The organism is Marilutibacter chinensis (assembly GCF_021725675.1).
Lineage (GTDB): Bacteria > Pseudomonadota > Gammaproteobacteria > Xanthomonadales > Xanthomonadaceae > Marilutibacter > Marilutibacter chinensis.
In genome coordinates, this window is sequence record NZ_JAKJPO010000003.1 from 1 (window position 1) to 17,016 (window position 17,016).

Sequence of the window (17,016 nt, forward strand, 5' to 3'; positions counted from 1 at the left end):
CACAGGCATGAATGGGGGTATGGAAGCGCAACGGCGGGGCCCATGGTTTGCGAAGCAAACTTTGGGGACTTCCGGACGCAGCCCGGTGATCGTGGCTAGCACCGCGCGCTCACCTCGCAACCCCGGCCCGGCGCAGCGCGCCGGGCGTTCTGCACGGCCGCGACCCAGTGGCTCTAAAACGGCCGTGCCTCACCCCCTCGGGTGGTGTTGGGCGTGGAGTCGTTTGAGCTGCTCGCGGGCGACCAGGGTGTATATCTGGGTCGTCGACAAGGAACTGTGGCCGAGCAGCATCTGCAACGAGCGCAGGTCCGCGCCGTGGTTGAGCAGGTGGGTGGCGAAGCTGTGGCGCAGGCCGTGCGGACTGATCCTGGCCGGATCGATGCCGGCGGTTGCGGCATGGCGCTTGACCAGCCGCCAGAACTGCTGGCGGGTCGGCGCCTCGCCTCCCGTATCCACGAACAGCCAGGGAAGCGACCGCTTGCCCGCGAGTTGCGGCCGCGAACGGGACAGATAGCGCTCGAGCCAGTGCTGGGCCTCCTCGCCCAACGGCACCAGCCGCTCCTTGCGGCCCTTGCCGGTCACCCGCAGCGCGCCCTGGCGCAGGTTGACCGCGGTCGCCGGCAATTCGACCAGTTCACTGACCCGCAGGCCGCAGGCGTACATCAGCTCGAGCATCGCGCGGTCGCGCAATCCCAGCGGTGAATCGACGTCCGGCGCGGCCAGCAGCGCCTCGACCTGGCTTTCGGTGATGGCCTTCGGCAGCGAACGCGGTTGCTTCGGCGATTCCAGCAGTGCGGTGGGATCGTCGTCGCGATCGCCACGACGCAGGCACCAGGCGTAGAACGCCCGCAGCGCCGACAGCAGCCGGGCGTTGCTGCGCGGCGAGTAGCCTTCGCGGGTCCGCCAGGCCAGGTAGTCGAACAACGCGACGCGATCGGCACCCGTCAGGCCGCCATCCTTTCCGGATCTCCACCGGGCCAGGCCGGCCAGGTCGCGGCGGTAGCTGTCCAGGGTCGGTCGTGCAAGACCGCTCTCGGCCCAGATCGCGTCGATGAAGCGGTCGATCACCGTCGCGTCGGCCTCCGGCAATGGCGGCAACGCCATCGCCCGGGCACGGCGCTCCGCGGGAGTCCGCTTCCGGCCTTGCGGGGGTGAGGGAGAGCTCATTCCGCGAGCTTAGAGCCTGCACACGGCCTCTGCGTAGCCCGCTCGGCCTCGCAGTGGCCTCGGCGCCCGTTGGATCCGCCGCGCCTGCGCCCGATGCGCGAGGGCTCTGCGCACGCACGCTTGAGACATGCGGTGCCGCATGATGTCGCGGCGAGACCGCCTGGCCGCCCTCGGCTGCGGAGCGAAGGAGTGTCGTCGCCCGAGCGTGTAGCGACATACCCAGCCACTCGACCACTTCGCAGGCCCGACCGCCCCGGCGGGGCTGCGCAGAGGCGGCGAACAGGCTTCAACGATTATCCTTTCGCGATGGCATCCGAACCGCATCCAGGCAACCGCGACCGCGGCGACGCCCGCGCCTCGACCACCACTCCGGCCGCGCCCCTGCTGGGCTGGCGATTGTTGGCGCTGTTCTACGACCTGTGGCCGGTGCTCGCGATCTGGCTGGCCGCATCGGCGGCATTCACGATCGGCTACTACCTGGCCGGGCATGCGGCCCGCGAGAACATCGCCCCGTTCAGTCCGTTGCAGATCGTGCTGTGGCTGGTCTGCTGGCTGCTGGCCGGCGCCTATGCGGTCGTCAGCTGGCGGCGTGGCGGACAGACCCTCGGCATGCGGCCATGGCGGCTGCGGGTCGCCTCCGCCGATGGCGGTCGCCCTGGACTCCACGCGCTGGCGATCCGCTATGCAGTCGGGACGCTGTCGCTGTTGGCGGGAGGGCTGGGGTTCTGGTGGGCCTGGTTCGACCGCGACCGGCTGACCTGGCACGACCGCGCCAGCGGCACCCGGATGCAGCGGACCCCGAAGATCCGCCGCTGAGCGCTTCGCACGGCACGGCCATGGGCCTTCGAATCATCATCAGAAGCCCTCGACCGCCTCTGTAGAGCGGCATAAGCCGCGATCCTGTCCATCGGGAAGCCCCATCGCGGCTTACGCCGCTCCCACGGGAGGGGGTCAGCCTCCTGCGTCAGGGGCGATTCGCATCGTGGATGCAAATGCGGTGTGGGAGCGCAACGGCGGACCCCAAGGTTCGCCTGGCAGACTTTGGGGATTGCCGGGCGCAGCCCGGGGATCGCGGCTCGCACCGCGCGCTCACCTCACCTGCCTGGCCCAGACGCCAGCGTCCGGGCGTTCGAACGGGCGCGAACCGGTAGCTCGCAAGCGGCCTCTCTCACCCCCGGCCCGGCGCAGCGCGGCGGGCGTTCGGCACGGCCGCGAGCCAGTGGCTCGCAAGCGCAACCGATCGGCTGCGCCTCTCGGGCCGTTGCGGACTCGCGCTACGCGCTCACCTCGCAACCCCCGGCCCGGCGCAGCGCGCCGGGCGTTCGGCACGGCCGCGAGCCAGTGGCTCGCAAGCGCAACCGATCGGCTGCGCCTCTCGGGCCGTTGCGGACTCGCGCTGCGCGCTCACCTCGCAACCCCCGGCCCGGCGCAGCGCGCCGGGCGTTCGGCACGGCCGCGAGCCAGTGGCTCGCAAGCGGCCGTGCCTCACCCCGAGCGGCGTTTGAACAGCAGGGCGGAAACGGCGGCCATGATCACGATCGGCAGCAGGTAGGCGAGGCGGAAGTCGAACTTCAATACCTTCGCCAGCTGCACGAACTGGGTCTGCAGCAGGTAGAAGCCGAGTCCGAACACGATGCCGACGAACAGCCGCTTGCCGGTACCGCCGCTGCGCAGCAGGCCGAACGCGAACGGGATTGCCGCCAGGCATAGCGCGATCACGTTGAGCGGATAGAACCAGCGCCCCCAGTAGTGCTCCTTGAAATCGCCGGCATCCAGATCGTTGCGCTCGCGGTAGTCGATCGCCTGGCGCAGGTCGACGGCGCTCAGGTAGCGCGGACGGTCGGTGCCGGCGGTCAGCGCGGTCGAATCCAGCCGCGACTCCCAGCGCTCCTCTGCGACGTGCGATTCGCTGACCGAGCGGCGGTCGAAATAGGTCCGGGTCACGTCGCGCAGCAGCCAGCCACCGGGCCGGTGCTCGGCAACCTTGGCCAGCGCCATCGACTCCAGCCGGCCGTCGTCGGCGAACTCGTACAGCCGCACGTCGTGCAGCTCGATCCAGCGATCGGTGCCATTGTCGCGTTCCTGGCCGCCGGCGGCATTGAGGATGGTGTCGCCCTCGCGCGCCCACACCCCCGAGTACTGGGCGACGATCAGGTTGTCGGACTTCGCCGAACTCTTCAGCGCGTCCGCACGGCGCTGGCCGACAGGACCGGCGGTTTCGCCGCTGATCACCATCAGCGCGGTCAGCAGCGCCACCGCGCCTGCGACGGCGAGGCTGATCCTGCGCCGCGACAGTCCGACCGCGCGCAGCGCCGTCAGCTCCGAAGTCGCCGCCAGCTGGCCAAGGGCCATCAGCGAGCCTATCACTGCCGCGTACGGGAACAGGTAATGGGCCCGGCGCGGCACCGTCAGGCCGACGTAGGCGAGCGCCTGGGCGAAGCCGTAGCGTCCCTTGCCGATGTCGCCGAATTCGTTGACCAGGGCCAGCATCACGTCCAGCCCGAGCAGCACCGCCCAGGTCAGCAGCACCGAGAGCAGTACCGCGCGGGCCACGTACAGGTCATGGAGTCTGGGCAGCAGCCTCATGCGCGACTCCCCTTGCTGGCCCGCATCCGGCCGTCGCCGAGGTACAGCCACGCGCCGAAACCGACCAGGGGCAGCACCAGCCACCAGAGGCCCAATGCGCCGGGAATCTTGCCGGCCTCCAGCCAGCCGGTTCCCATCAGCATCAGGTTGATGCCGATCAGATAGCCGAGAAAGCCCATCAGCATCCGTCCGTATCGAGCCTGGCGAGGCATGCTGCGGGCCAGCGGGATCGCCATCAGCGCGAACGCGAGCGCCAGCAACGGCGGCGCGATCCGACGGTGCAGCTGCGCTACCGCCTCCGGGCGTTCGTCCCCGAGCAGGACCGAGGTCGGCAGCGCCTCGGGTTCGTCGAGATCGAACTTCTCCTTGCCGGCCGGCATCCGCACCTCGTTGCTCGCATAGCGCAGCAGGCGGTAGTCCTTGCCACCGCCGCGAGGTCCTTCGACCTCGAACCCGTTCTCCAGCACCAGGTAGCGCTGGCCGTCCTCGCCCGCCTTCAGCGCGCCTTCGTTGGAACTGACCACGTTCATCCGGTCCTCGGATTGCCGGTAGACGAAGACCCGGTCGAAGCGGGTGCCCTCGCCCGACATCTCGCCGACGAAGGCGACCCCGCCGCCGGGCAGCTCGGTGAAACGCCCCGGTTCGAGGCCGGCCACGATCATGTTCCGGTTGGCTTCGTTGATCAGCTCGCGCGACAGCCTCTCGGCCCAGGGGCCCAGCCACAGCGAGCAGGCGGCGACCACCCCGGCCAGCGGCAGCACCACCAGCATCAGCGGCTTGAGCAGGCGCCTGGGACCGACGCCGATCGATGCGATCACCGGCATCTCGGCGTCACGGTACAGCCGCCCGACCGCCAGCATCAGGCCGAGCATCAGCGCCAGCGGCAGGATCACAGGCAGCCAGTTGAGCAGGACCAGGCCGAGCTGGGCCAGCAGAAGCCCGGCCGGCAACTGGCCCCGGGCGATGTCGCCCAGCACATCGGTCAGCGCCCCGCCCACGCAGACGATCAACAGTACCGCCAAGGTGGCCATCACGGCCTGGGCGAACTCGCTGAGCAGGTAACGGTCAAGCTTCGGCATCGGGCAGGCTTGCTTTAGACTCGGGGGTTCTTTCGTCGAAGGCGCGGGGCCAGGGGCCCCGTCCGCCGGCCGTGGGCCCGGATCGGGCGATCCGGCCTGGCGGTCCAGCCGCCGATTGTACGGAACAATCCATTCTTACCCCGGGAATCTGTTTCATGGCCCTCGAATTCGACCTGAACCGCGACGACGCCGCTGCTGCCGCAGCCGATTGCATCGTCGTGGGCATGTTCGCCGACAACTCCCTGTCCCCGTCCGCCGCCACGATCGACGCCGCCAGCGGCGGCCGGATCAAGGCGCTGGCGGAGCGCGGAGACGTCAGCGGCAAGACCGGCAAGACCGCCCTGCTGCACGACCTCGACGGCGTGACCGCGCCGCGCGTGCTGGTGGTCGGCCTCGGCGAAGCCGGCAAGTTCGCGGTGCCGCAGTACCTGAAGGCGGTTGCCGATGCGGTTCGTGCACTCAAGACCGGCCCGGTCGCGCACGCGCTGCTGACCCTGTCGGAGCTGCCGGTCGCCGGCCGCGACACCGCCTGGGCGATCCGACAGGCGGTGATCGCCGCCGACCACGCCGCCTACCGCTACACCGCCACCCTCGGCGAGAAGAACAAGGCCCGCGACCACAAGGGCCTGGTCCGGCTGTCGATCGGCGGCGACGACCGCAAGGACGATGACGGCAGGGCGCTGGCGCTGGGCAAGGGCACCGCGGCCGGCGTCGAGTTCGCCCGCGAACTGGGCAACCTGCCGCCGAACATCTGCAATCCGGGCTACCTGGCGGAACAGGCGAACAAGTTCGCCGACCGTTTCGACAACACCGAATGCGATGTGCTCGAGCGCGCCGAGATGGAAGAGCTCGGCATGGGCTCGCTGCTCGCGGTCGGCCGCGGCTCGGCCAACCCGCCCAGGCTGATCGTGCTCAAGTACAGCAACGGGGGCGACAGCAAGCCTTACGTGCTGGTCGGCAAGGGCATCACCTTCGACACCGGCGGCATCAACCTCAAGGTGCAGGGCGGCATCGAGGAGATGAAGTTCGACATGTGCGGCGCCGCGACCGTGATGGGCACCTTCGTGTCCGCGGTTGGGATGGCGCTGCCGGTCAATCTCATCGTGGTCGTCCCGGCGGTCGAGAACATGCCCGACGCCGATGCCTACCGCCCCTCCGACGTGCTGACCAGCATGTCCGGCAAGACGATCGAAGTGGGCAACACCGATGCCGAGGGCCGGCTGATCCTCTGCGATGCGCTGACCTACGCGCAGCGCTTCGAGCCCGCCGCGCTGGTCGACGTCGCCACCCTGACCGGCGCCTGCATGGTTGCGCTGGGCAAGTACGCCAGCGGCCTGATGAGCAAGCACGACGACCTCGCCGACGAGCTGCTGGGCGCCGGCGAGCAGGTGTTCGACCGCGCCTGGCGCCTGCCGCTGTGGGACGAGTACCAGAGCATGCTCGATTCGACCTATGCCGACGTCTACAACATCGGCGGGCGCTGGGCCGGGGCGATCACCGCCGGCTGTTTCCTCTCGCGTTTCACCGAGGGCCAGCGCTGGGCGCACCTGGACATCGCCGGCAGCGCGAGCGACGAAGGCCGCAAGGGCATGGCCACCGGCCGGCCGGTCGGCCTGCTGAGCCAGTGGCTGCTCGACCGCTGCGCCGCCTGACCGCCCGCCCGTGCCGCGCGCCGACTTCTACCTGATCGTCAAGCCGCGGTTCCGCGAGGAGCCGCTGCGGCTGGTCTGCGAACTGGCGCGCAAGGCCTACGAGACCGGCACGCCGACCCTGGTGCTGGCGCGCGACGCCGCCCAGGCCGAGCAGCTCGACGATCTGCTGTGGTCGTTCGACCCGGACGCGTTCATCCCGCATCAGATCGTCGGGGTGGACGTCGACGAGGACGAAGCCGACGTGCTGATCGCGCCGCCGGATGCGGACGTGCCGCTGCGGCCGATCGTGATCAATCTGCGCGACGGTGCGGTCGAGGGCGACTTCGAACGCGTGCTCGAGGTCGTGCCCGCCGACGAGGACGCGCGCGGCCCGCTGCGCGAGCGCTGGAAGCACTACCAGGCGCGCAGCATCGAGTTGAAGAAATACGACATGTAGCTTTTGACCCCCTTCCCCTGCTCGCGGGGGACAAACCGGCAGGGACTGCCGGTTTGGACGCCGAAGGCGCCCGAAGGGTGAGCCACATGGATGTGGCGAATCCACGTGCTCGAACGGCGGATGGGGCGCTTTTGCCCTCACCCCAACCCTCTCCCGCACGCGGGAGAGGGGGCAAAGAAGACAACCTTGAAACCATGACCACCCTCGCCCCCTCCTACGACCCCACCCAGTTCGAATCCCGGCTCTATCGGCAGTGGGAGTCCAGCGGCGTGTTTGCGCCGACCGGCAAGGGCGAGCCCTATTGCATCCTGCTGCCGCCGCCGAACGTGACCGGGACCCTGCACATGGGCCACGCGTTCCAGCACACGCTGATGGACGCGCTGGTGCGCTACCAGCGCATGCAGGGCCGCGACGTGCTGTGGCAGATGGGCAGCGACCACGCCGGCATCGCCACCGAGATGGTGGTCAGCCGCAACCTGGCGCTGGAGGGCAAGGGCGAGACCCGCGACTCGCTGGGCCGCGACGGCTTCATCGACAAGGTCTGGGAGTGGAAGCAGCACTCCGGCGGCACCATCGAGCGGCAGATGCGCCGGCTCGGCACGTCCGGCGACTGGACCCGCAGCGTCTTCACCATGGACCCGATGCCGGCGAAGGCGGTGGTCGAGGCCTTCGTGCGCCTGCACGAGCAGGGGCTGATCTATCGTGGAAAGAGGCTGGTCAACTGGGATCCGGTGCTGAAGACCGCGATCTCGGACCTGGAGGTCGAGAACCGCGAGGTGCCCGGCCACATGTGGCACTTCAAGTACCCGCTGGCCGGCGGCGAAACCTACGAGTACGTCGAACGCGACGCCGACGGCAACGTCACCCTGCGCGAGACCCGCGACTACATCTCGATCGCGACCACCCGGCCGGAAACCATGCTCGGCGACGGCGCTGTCGCGGTGCACCCCTCCGACGCGCGCTATGCGCCGATCGTCGGCAAGCTGTGCGAGATCCCGGTCGGGCCGAAGGAGCATCGCCGCCTGATCCCGATCATCACCGACAGCTATCCGGACCCGGCATTCGGCTCGGGCGCGGTGAAGATCACCGGCGCGCACGACTTCAACGACTACGCGGTGGCCGCGCGCAACGGCATCCCGATGTACGCGCTGATGGACGACGGCGCGTGCATGCGCACCGACGGCCTGCCCTACGAAGAGAGCGCACGCATCGCCGGCGAGATCGCCCGCGGAGAGCGCGAGGCGGGCGACGTGACCGAGATCAACCTCGTTCCCGACGAACTGCGCGGCCTCGACCGTTACGAGGCCCGTGAGCGGGTGGTCGCGGCGATCACGGCCGAAGGCCTGGCGGTGACCGATACCGAGGGCAACCCGGTCGTCGACAGCAAACCGATCATGCAGCCGTTCGGCGACCGCTCCGGCACCGTGATCGAGCCCTATCTCACCGACCAGTGGTTCGTCAGGATGGACCGGCTCGGCGCGCGCGGCCTGGAGCTCGCGCAGAACGGCGACGTGAGGTTCGTTCCGGGCAACTGGATCAACACCTACCGCCACTGGATGGAGAACATCCAGGACTGGTGCATCAGCCGCCAGCTGTGGTGGGGCCACCGCATCCCGGCCTGGTACGACGACGCCGGCACCATCTACGTCGGTCGCGACGAGGCGGAAGTGCGCGCGAAGCACGGCCTCGGCGACTCGGTGAAACTGGTCCAGGACAGCGACGTGCTGGAAACCTGGTTCTCCTCGGCGCTGTGGCCGTTCAGCACCCTCGGCTGGCCCGACTCCGCGGCGATGGCCGAGCGCGGCTACGACCGCTACCTGCCGTCCTCGGTGCTGGTCACCGGCTTCGACATCATCTTCTTCTGGGTCGCCCGGATGATCATGATGACCGACCATTTCGCCGGCGAGGTGCCGTTCCGCGACGTCTACATCACCGGCCTGGTGCGCGACGCGCACGGCCAGAAGATGTCCAAGTCCAAGGGCAACGTGCTCGACCCGCTGGACCTGATCGACGGCATCAGCGCCGACGCCCTGGTCGCCAAGCGCACCAGCGGACTGATGCAGCCGAAGATGGCCGAGAAGATCGAGAAGGCCACCCGCAAGGAATTCCCCGACGGCATTCCCGCGTTCGGCGCCGACGCGCTGCGCTTCACCCTCGCCGCGCTGGCCGGCCCGGGCCGCGACATCAAGTTCGACCTCGGTCGCGCCGAGGGCTACAAGAACTTCTGCAACAAGCTGTGGAACGCGACCCGCTTCGTGCTGATGAACACAGAGGGCGCGCGCTTCAACAACGTCCCGCAGCCCAAGACCGACGCCGAAAAATGGATCCTCGCCCGCCTCGACCATGCTGCCGTCGAGGCCGCGCAGCACTTCGCCAGCTACCGTTTCGACCTGCTCGGCCAGGCACTGTACGAGTTCGCCTGGAACGCGTTCTGCGACTGGTTCGTCGAGCTGGCGAAACCGGCGCTCAACGGTGACGATACAGAAGCCGCCGACAGCACCCGCCACACCCTGCTCTATGTGCTCGAACGTCTGCTGTCGCTGCTGCACCCGCTGGTGCCGTTCGTGACCGAGGAGCTGTGGCAGGCGGTCGCTCCGCGCCTGGGCATCGCCGACGCCACGATCATGACCCGCGCCTATCCGGTGGCCGGCGACATCGACGTCGACGGCTTCGGCGATGCCGGGACCGACATCGAATGGCTGAAGGCGATGGTCTCGGCGCTGCGCCGGGTGCGCAGCGAGCTCAATGTCGCGCCGTCGAAGCAGGTGCGGCTGCTGCTCTCCGGCGGCGGCGATGCCGACCGCGCCCGGGCCGCCCGCTTCGGCTCGCAGCTGCGCTTCCTCAACCGCCTGGAATCGATCGACATGCTCGCCGATGGCGCCAATGCTCCGGCCGCCGCGGCGGCCGTGGTCGGCGAACTGAAGCTGCTGGTGCCGCTGGAGGGACTGGTCGACCTGGGCGCCGAGCGCACGCGCCTGGACAAGGAGATCAAGCGCGTCGCCGGCGAGATCGCCAAGTGCAACGGCAAGCTGGGCAACGACACCTTCGTCAGCAACGCCCCGGCGGCGGTGGTCGAACAGGAACGCAAACGGCTGGCCGACTGGACCCAGCAACACGACGCCCTGGTCGTCCAGCGCGCGAAGCTGGGCTGACAGTCCAAGGGGAGAGGAGCGGGAACGTTCACGGGACACTGTCTTGCCTGCCTGGCGTTCCCGTGGAATGCGTCGAGCCGCGGATGGCCCGGCACGGACTCTGGATCCCTGCGAGACTGTACCGTGGACGGCTGCCATGCTGCAGCCATCCAGCCGCTCGTCATTCCGGCGCCAGCAGCTCGATCGCCATCACGAGGGCATCCTCGCGACCGTCATGTGACGGGTAGTAGCGGGGACGCCGGCCGATTTCGTTGAAGCCTTCCTGCTGGTAGAGCCGGATGGCGCCGCGGTTCGACGGCCGGACCTCCAGGAAGATGCGCTCCGCGCCGCGTCCGCGGGCGACGTGCATCAATGCCTGCAGCAGGCGTCGGCCGTGGCCGCGTCCCTGCCGCTCCGGTGCGATGCATATGTTGAGCACGTGGGCTTCGCCGGCCGCGACGCTCATCAGAAAGTAACCGACGATGCGCCCCTCCTCGTGCAGCACCCAGGCCGGATAGTCGGCTCGCAGGCAGTCGCGGAAGATGCCCGGCGTCCAGGGGAACGGATAGGCTTCGATCTCGATCGCATAGACCGCGTCGAGGTCGTCCTCGCGCATCGGCCGCAGGCCCGCTGCCGGCTGCAATGTCGCGTCGGCAGCCAGTGCATTCATGCCCGTCCCGCCTTGCGCGCGGCCCGCAGCTGCGACCACAGCGCGCGCTTGCGTGCGGGATCGGCGCGCAGCGCATCCAGGTCGAACGCGATCGTCTGCAACAGGGCCTCGCCCTCGTGCGGAGTGCGCCGGGCCGTCGCGCGCAGCAGCGCCCGATAGAGACGGTCGCCCATCCGCCCCTGCACGCCCCCCGCCACCGCCGCTGGCGTGGCTGGAATGTCCGCGACAACCGGTTTCATGGGCGGCTTGGGTACCGTCATCCGCGGTCCCGGCGTGGGCGGCGGTGCCGGCGGCGCGGATGCTTCGTTCGCGGCGTCCTCGCCGGCACCTTTCCCGTCGACCTCGTCCTCGGGACGTCCCGGCTCGCCGCCCGCCAACACCAGCACCGGGTGCCCCAGCACCCGCAGCCACTCCCGCTGGCATGTCGTCCACGGCGTACTCATGGCCGGGGGCCGTCCTCCCCGCCACGCCCCCCTCCGCGCCGCACCCTGCGGTAGAGCCAGGACATCGGCCCGGACAGCGCATACAGCGCCGATGCCGCCAGCAGCACGCTGGGCGGGTCGATCGCGATCGCCACCACCGCCGCGACCGCGAGCATGATCGCAAGGAACGGCACGCGGTCGTTGCGGGGACCACTCTTGAAGCTGAAATAGCGCAGCCCGCTGACCATCAGCACCGCGGCCACCACGGTCAGTACCAGCGCCGGATAGCGCAACTGCTCGCCGGTGTAGCCAAGCTCGTGCGCGGTCCAGACGAAACTGGCCATCAGTCCCGCCGCCGCCGGGCTGGCCAGGCCGATGAACCAGCGCTTGTCGACGACCGCAACCTGCGAGTTGAACCGCGCCAGCCGCAGCGCCGCACACGCCGCATACAGGAACGCCGCGATCCAGCCGACCTTGCCGGCGGTGACGCTGTCGAACTTCATCGTCGACAGCGCCCAGTGATACATCACCAGCGCTGGCGCCAGGCCAAAGCTGATCAGGTCGGCCAGCGAGTCGTACTGGACGCCGAACTCGCTCTGGGTATGGGTCAGCCGCGCCACCCGCCCGTCCACGCCATCGAGGACCGCGGCGACGAACACGGCGATGCAGGCATCGTCGAAACGCCCCTGCGACGCGGCGATGATCGCGTAGAACCCCGCGAACAGCCCGCCGGTGGTGAACAGGTTGGGCAGCAGGTAGATGCCGCGGTTGCGCGGGCGCGGCGGCAGCCGTGATGGGGGTTGGGTTTCTTGCATGAAGCAGAGTGTATCGCTTGCCAGTGCGGCGGAGCGGTGATGCAATCGGCGTCTGACCGGCGAAACCCGCCGCGAACGGAGCTCCGACGATGACCCGCCCGACCGCCGCCCGCACTCCTGGCCACACGTTCCAGGGTTCTCCAGCCCCGCGCATGACGCGTCCCGCCGACGCATGGCGCGCATTGCTGTGCGCCGGCCTGCTGGTCGCGGCCCTGCCGGCATTCGCCGGGCAGGTCTACCAGTGGAAGGACGCCAACGGCGTGACCCACTACTCCGACTCGCCGCCGCCCGGCCAGGAATACCAGGGTCGCGACATCGACGCGTCGGCTCCCACGCCGGACGCCCCCGCCGCTGGCACCGAAGCGGCCGCGCCTGCCGAAAGCGCCACCTGCGTCGACGCGCGCGCCAACCTCAAGATGCTGTCCGCCGACGGTCCCGTGGGCGTGGATTCGGACGGCGACGGCAAGGCCGACGGCACCCTGGATGAAGAGCAGCGCGCGAATCAGCGGCAGCTGGCGGAAGCCGCGATCCAGGTTCACTGCAAGTAGGAGCCCGTCCCCCACGTCGTTCGGCCGGCAGCACGACCTCGCCGGGTAACGCCCTGCATTGCAGCGCCGGGCTGATCGCCGGGCCGAGGTCTCAGCGGCGTTGCGGCGCCGCAGGGCCGTCAGACGGACCGGAGCCTTCGACCCACGGCCCGGCCAAGGCCCGCAGACCCTGCGGCGGCCTTGATCGGGCCGCTTTCGGCAACCCGGAACCGGAGTCCCGGCAGATCGACCCGCCCGGATATCGCAGAGCTGCCTGCGCTCCACCGGTGCCCGCACCGCAACGGCGCCTCCCGTGCGCCGGAAGCCGGCGCGGTGCGCGGGTCGCGCCGCGGGCGCGCGCACGGCAGAATGGCCGCTTCCCTTACGTCCGAAGTGCCGCCGATGCGCCTGTCGCAGTTCCACCTCCATACCAGCAAGGAAGTTCCCGCCGACGCGGAGATCGTCAGCCACAAGCTGATGCTCAAGGCCGGCATGATCCGCAAGCTCGCTGCCGGACTCTATACCTGGAGCCCGCTGGGGCTGCGCGTGCTGCGCAAGGTCGAACGGGCCGTGCGCGAGGAAATGAACGCCGCCGGCGCGATCGAGCTGCTGATGCCCTCGGTGCAGCCGAAGGAGCTGTGGCAGGAGACCGGGCGCTGGGAGAAGTTCGGCGGCCAGTTGCTGAAGATGCAGGACCGCAAGGAGGCCTGGTACTGCTACGGGCCGACCCACGAAGAGGTCATTACCGACTTCGCCCGCAATGAGCTGGCCAGCTACAAGCAGCTGCCGGTGACCTTCTACCAGATCCAGACCAAGTTCCGCGACGAGATCCGCCCGCGCTTCGGGGTAATGCGCGCACGCGAGTTCCTGATGAAGGACGCCTACTCGTTCCACCTCACCGAGGAGGACCTGGAGCGGGAGTACCGCAACATGTTCGACGCCTACTGCCGGATCTTCGAGCGCCTGGGCCTGCAGTACCGCGCAGTGTTCGCCGATACAGGCGCCATCGGCGGCAACGCGTCGCACGAATTCCACGTGCTGGCCGACTCCGGCGAGGATGCGATCGCCTACTCCAGCGGTTCCGAGTACGCGGCCAATGTCGAACTGGCCTCGGCCGCGGCGCCGGGTCCCCGTCCGGATGCCGGCGAGACGATGCACAGGGTCGAAACGCCGACCCAGAAGACCTGCGAGGACGTCGCGGCGCTGATGGGCATCGGCCTGGAGCGCACGGTCAAGTCGGTGGCGGTGGTCGGCGCGGATGCCGACGGCACCCCGCAGTTCGTGCTTGCACTGGTGCGCGGCGATCACGTCGTCAATGAGATCAAGCTGTCGAAGCTGCCCGGCCTGGGCGAGTACCGGCCGGCGACCGAGACGGAGATCGCCGAGCATCTCGGCAGCGAACCGGGCTTCCTCGGCCCCGTCGGCCCGGCCCGGCCGGTCCGGGTGATCGCCGACCGCAACGTCGCGGCAATGGCCGACTTCGTCGTCGGCGCGAACGAAGCCGGTTACCACCTGGCCGGGGTCAACTGGGGCCGCGACCTGCCCGAGCCCGAGGTCGCCGACATCCGCAATGTCGTCACCGGCGACCCCTCCCCCGACGGTCAGGGTACGCTCGCGCTGTGCCGTGGCATCGAGGTCGGCCATGTATTCCAGCTCGGTCGCAGGTACGCCGAGGCGATGAAGTGCACGGTGCTCGACGAGAACGGCAAGGCGGCGGTGCCGGCGATGGGCTGCTATGGCATCGGCGTGTCGCGCATCGTCGCCGCGGCGATCGAGCAGAATTTCGACGACAACGGCATCCGTTGGCCCGAGGCGATGGCGCCATGGCGGGTCGCGGTCTGCCTGATCAATCCGAAGAAGGATCCCGCGGTCGCCGAGGCCGCCGAGAGCCTGTATCGGGACCTCGCAGCGGCCGGGGTCGATGCCGTGCTCGACGACCGCGGCCTGCGCCCCGGCGCGATGTTCGCCGACATGGAGCTGATCGGCATCCCTCACCGGGTGGTGGTATCCGAACGCGGCCTCGCCGCCGGCACCTTCGAATACCGTGCCCGCGATGCGGCCGAGCCGGAAAATCTCGACCGCGCCGGCGTATTTGCCCGCTTCGGCATTTGAGACGGGCATTACCACATTTGAGACGGGCATTACCAGCGGAGAATCCGCAACGAAACGGATCCCCGCGCCCGGACCGGTCGGCGCCCGCATTTACTGATTAATGCTGGCGATTTATCATCGCTCCGCCCGATGCATCAGCGGGCGCCGAATCCTGCATTCGGCGCATCCGGCTCCCCCTGGTGGGTCACGGTGTTTTTCCACTCGGTTTTCCAGTCCGTTCTACACCCGCATTTCCGGAGGTTGCATGTCGATCGATATCAATTCCCTGTCCGCGAAGGAACTCGAGTCGCTGATCAGCAAGGCCAAGAAGCGCAAAACGACCCTGGCCAAGCGCAAGCCGATCGCCTCGGTCCGCAAGAAGCTCGCCTCGCTGGCCAAGGCCGAGGGCTACACCATCGAGGAACTGTTCGGCACCAAGGGCGCGCCGGGCCGCACCGGCACCACGGCCAAGGCCGGCAAGGCCCGCAAGTCGGGCGGCAAGGTCGCACCGAAGTACCGCGACCCGGCCAACAGCGCCAATACCTGGACCGGCCGCGGCAAGCAGCCGCGCTGGCTGGCCGCCTATACCTCCGCGGGCCGCAAGCTCGAGGACTTCCTGATCAAGTAGTCCCGGGCGGGAGATTCTCGATCAGACAAGATCGCGATTATTGCACCCCGAACGCCGGCCTCGTGCCGGCGTTTTTTGTTTGCTCGAGGTCCCGGGTGGCCCACCGCCAGTCCTCATATCCGCCCGGGCAAACGGACCGCATCCGAAGATCGTTCCGGCCCCGGGGTGCGGCCTTGGCGGGGCGACCCGCATGAGCGGCAGGAGCGGAGCAGCGATCTGGTTTTCATGTAGGCCCATCGTGGCTTATGCCGCTCCTGCGCCAGTCCTCAGTCCTCAGTCCTCAGTCCTCAAAAACCTAGAGATTCCGCCGCGAAGGCAGCAGCAGATTGCCGATCAGCAGGCCGGCGACCAGGGCCAGCAGGATATTGAGCACCGCCAGCAGGGCGATATTGCCGGCACCGACGTCCTGCTGCTGGACCAGGGTCAGCAGACCGCGCAGACTGGCGCTGCCAGGCACCAGCATGATGATGCCCGGTACCCGGATCACCGCGCCTGGCTGCTGCATCCAACGGGCGTAGGCGTTGCCGGCCACGGTGATCACCAGGGCGGCCAGGAAGATCCCCGCCGGACTGCCCAGCGCCAGCCCGACATGTCGCGAGATCAGGTATCCGCTGGCCGCCGCCAGCATCACCACCGGATAGTCGCGGCGATGGCCGCGGAACAGGATCGCGAATGCACACGCCGCCAGCGCGACCGCACACCATTCGACCCAGGCCGGCTGCGGGCGCCAGGCCCTGACGGCGGGTTCCAGGCCGGCCAGGTCGGCCAGGTACAGCGCCATCACCGTGCCGATGCCGAGCTTGAGCACGGTAGTGACCGCACCGGCGAACCGTGCCGCGCCGGAGATCAGGTGCTGGCTGCTCAGTTCGCTGATCGCATTGGTCAGCGCCATGCCGGGCAGCAGCACGATCAGCGACGCGATGATCACCGTGTTCTGGTTGACCGGCGCGACGAAGCTCGCCACCGCCACGGTGATCGCGGTGGCCAGGAACGCCGAAACCACGTCGATGCCCTCGCGCAGGCGCGGCCGCAGGTCGGCCAGCTGCACCAGCGCACCGATCAACAGGCCGTTGAAGCCGGCGACCATGATCTCCATCCACGGCAGCCGCAGCAGGCCGGCCACCGCCATCGCGCACATGCCGTAGCCGAGCACCTGCAGCATGCGGGCACGCGGTCCCGGCGGCACGTCCAGCGCGTCCATCGCCGAGTGCGCGTCGGCGAGGTTCATCCGCCCCGCCAGCACGGCCTCGGCGATGCGGTCGGTCTCGCGGAGCCGGAACAGGTCGTTCTCGCCCGGCGGCAACCGGATCACCCGAGTCACGTCGCTCTCCCCCGGCGGACGCTCGGGGTCGCTGAAGCTCAGGATCAGGCCGGTCGGATTGGCCCATGGTTCGCATTCCAGCCCCAGCTTCTCGGCCACCGAAGTGATCGCGCCCTCCAGGCGCTGCGAGGTCGTGCCGTACGCGTGCAGGCGCTCGGCGAGTTCGCAGACGAAGTTGATCCGGGCGGAATACCTGGCCGCGCTCAAGGGGGTGGGACTTGGGTCTGTCATCGAACCCCCGGCATGTTGCGCCAGTTCCGCGGACGGCCGGCGCAGTAGACAGCGGAAAGGCGCATGCCGTGGACATGCGACCCGGCGATGGCACAGCGGCGTGCGCCTGCGGGGCTGGCGCGGCGGATCGCCACCGCATGGCCACGGTCCGGCATCGCGCCGCCTGGACGGAGGGAGACCGGGATGCTGCCGCGCACGCATTGTCCGGCAATCGCAGGGAATTGGCGCGATGAAGGGCCGGAGCATCGATGAAGGGCGCT

Annotated in this window: 13 protein-coding genes and 1 pseudogene; 7 read left to right on the forward strand and 7 right to left on the reverse strand. The window is 69.1% G+C overall.

The window, feature by feature from the left end:
* Positions 1-189: 189 nt before the first annotated feature.
* The gene (gene xerD / locus L3V18_RS05675) at positions 190-1,167 is read right to left on the reverse strand and encodes a site-specific tyrosine recombinase XerD (RefSeq protein ID WP_237053724.1); all 978 of its coding nucleotides are present in this window, start codon (positions 1,165-1,167) and stop codon (positions 190-192) included.
* A 306-nt stretch (positions 1,168-1,473) separates the two neighbouring features.
* Here xerD and L3V18_RS05680 point away from each other — a divergent pair, with 306 nt between their 5' ends.
* Positions 1,474-1,983, forward strand: coding sequence for an RDD family protein (locus L3V18_RS05680; RefSeq protein WP_237053725.1), 510 nt, complete (start codon positions 1,474-1,476; stop codon positions 1,981-1,983).
* 669 nt (positions 1,984-2,652) lie between these two features.
* Here the strand turns inward: L3V18_RS05680 and lptG are convergent.
* Both lptG and lptF read right to left on the reverse strand, forming a co-directional pair.
* The gene (gene lptG / locus L3V18_RS05685; protein WP_237053726.1) at positions 2,653-3,753 is read right to left on the reverse strand and encodes an LPS export ABC transporter permease LptG; all 1,101 of its coding nucleotides are present in this window, start codon (positions 3,751-3,753) and stop codon (positions 2,653-2,655) included.
* Positions 3,750-4,832 (reverse strand): LPS export ABC transporter permease LptF, encoded by a 1,083-nt coding sequence (lptF, locus tag L3V18_RS05690; RefSeq protein ID WP_237053727.1) that lies wholly within the window; start codon positions 4,830-4,832, stop codon positions 3,750-3,752. The genes lptG and lptF overlap by 4 nt, the downstream gene beginning before the upstream one ends.
* A gap of 155 nt (positions 4,833-4,987) precedes the next feature.
* Between lptF and L3V18_RS05695 the strand changes: the two genes are divergently transcribed.
* The 3 genes from L3V18_RS05695 to L3V18_RS05705 all read left to right on the forward strand — a co-directional run bounded on the left by L3V18_RS05695 (position 4,988) and on the right by L3V18_RS05705 (position 10,072).
* On the forward strand, positions 4,988-6,484 hold the full coding sequence (locus tag L3V18_RS05695; RefSeq protein ID WP_237053728.1) for a leucyl aminopeptidase: 1,497 nt from the start codon (positions 4,988-4,990) through the stop codon (positions 6,482-6,484).
* 10 nt (positions 6,485-6,494) lie between these two features.
* Positions 6,495-6,920, forward strand: a complete 426-nt coding sequence (locus tag L3V18_RS05700) for a DNA polymerase III subunit chi (protein ID WP_237053729.1) — start codon at positions 6,495-6,497, stop codon at positions 6,918-6,920.
* Between the two features lie 194 nt (positions 6,921-7,114).
* Positions 7,115-10,072 carry a valine--tRNA ligase gene (locus L3V18_RS05705; protein WP_237053730.1) on the forward strand — a complete coding sequence of 986 codons (2,958 nt, stop codon included), beginning with the start codon at positions 7,115-7,117 and terminating at the stop codon, positions 10,070-10,072.
* Between the two features lie 160 nt (positions 10,073-10,232).
* Here L3V18_RS05705 and rimI read toward each other — a convergent pair whose 3' ends face one another.
* The 3 genes from rimI to pssA are packed head-to-tail and all read right to left on the reverse strand — an operon-like array spanning position 10,233 to position 11,958.
* A complete protein-coding gene (gene rimI / locus L3V18_RS05710; protein WP_237053731.1) occupies positions 10,233-10,721 on the reverse strand; it encodes a ribosomal protein S18-alanine N-acetyltransferase in 489 nt (162 codons plus the stop codon).
* Positions 10,718-11,164 (reverse strand): hypothetical protein, encoded by a 447-nt coding sequence (locus L3V18_RS05715; RefSeq protein ID WP_237053732.1) that lies wholly within the window; start codon positions 11,162-11,164, stop codon positions 10,718-10,720. Before L3V18_RS05715 ends, rimI begins: the two co-directional genes overlap by 4 nt.
* On the reverse strand, positions 11,161-11,958 hold the full coding sequence (pssA, locus tag L3V18_RS05720; RefSeq protein ID WP_237053733.1) for a CDP-diacylglycerol--serine O-phosphatidyltransferase: 798 nt from the start codon (positions 11,956-11,958) through the stop codon (positions 11,161-11,163). Before pssA ends, L3V18_RS05715 begins: the two co-directional genes overlap by 4 nt.
* 152 nt (positions 11,959-12,110) lie before the next feature.
* Here pssA and L3V18_RS05725 point away from each other — a divergent pair, with 152 nt between their 5' ends.
* From L3V18_RS05725 to L3V18_RS05735, 3 genes and pseudogenes are all read left to right on the forward strand, one after another.
* Positions 12,111-12,506: a DUF4124 domain-containing protein gene (locus tag L3V18_RS05725; protein WP_237054209.1), complete on the forward strand. Its 396-nt coding sequence runs from the start codon at positions 12,111-12,113 to the stop codon at positions 12,504-12,506.
* A gap of 381 nt (positions 12,507-12,887) precedes the next feature.
* Positions 12,888-14,597, forward strand: coding sequence for a proline--tRNA ligase (locus L3V18_RS05730; protein ID WP_237054210.1), 1,710 nt, complete (start codon positions 12,888-12,890; stop codon positions 14,595-14,597).
* A gap of 244 nt (positions 14,598-14,841) precedes the next feature.
* Positions 14,842-15,198 (forward strand): annotated as a pseudogene (locus L3V18_RS05735) (H-NS histone family protein); the annotation flags it as partial.
* A gap of 301 nt (positions 15,199-15,499) precedes the next feature.
* Here the strand turns inward: L3V18_RS05735 and L3V18_RS05740 are convergent.
* Positions 15,500-16,756, reverse strand: a complete 1,257-nt coding sequence (locus L3V18_RS05740) for a threonine/serine exporter family protein (protein ID WP_237053735.1) — start codon at positions 16,754-16,756, stop codon at positions 15,500-15,502.
* Between the last annotated feature and the right edge of the window lie 260 nt (positions 16,757-17,016).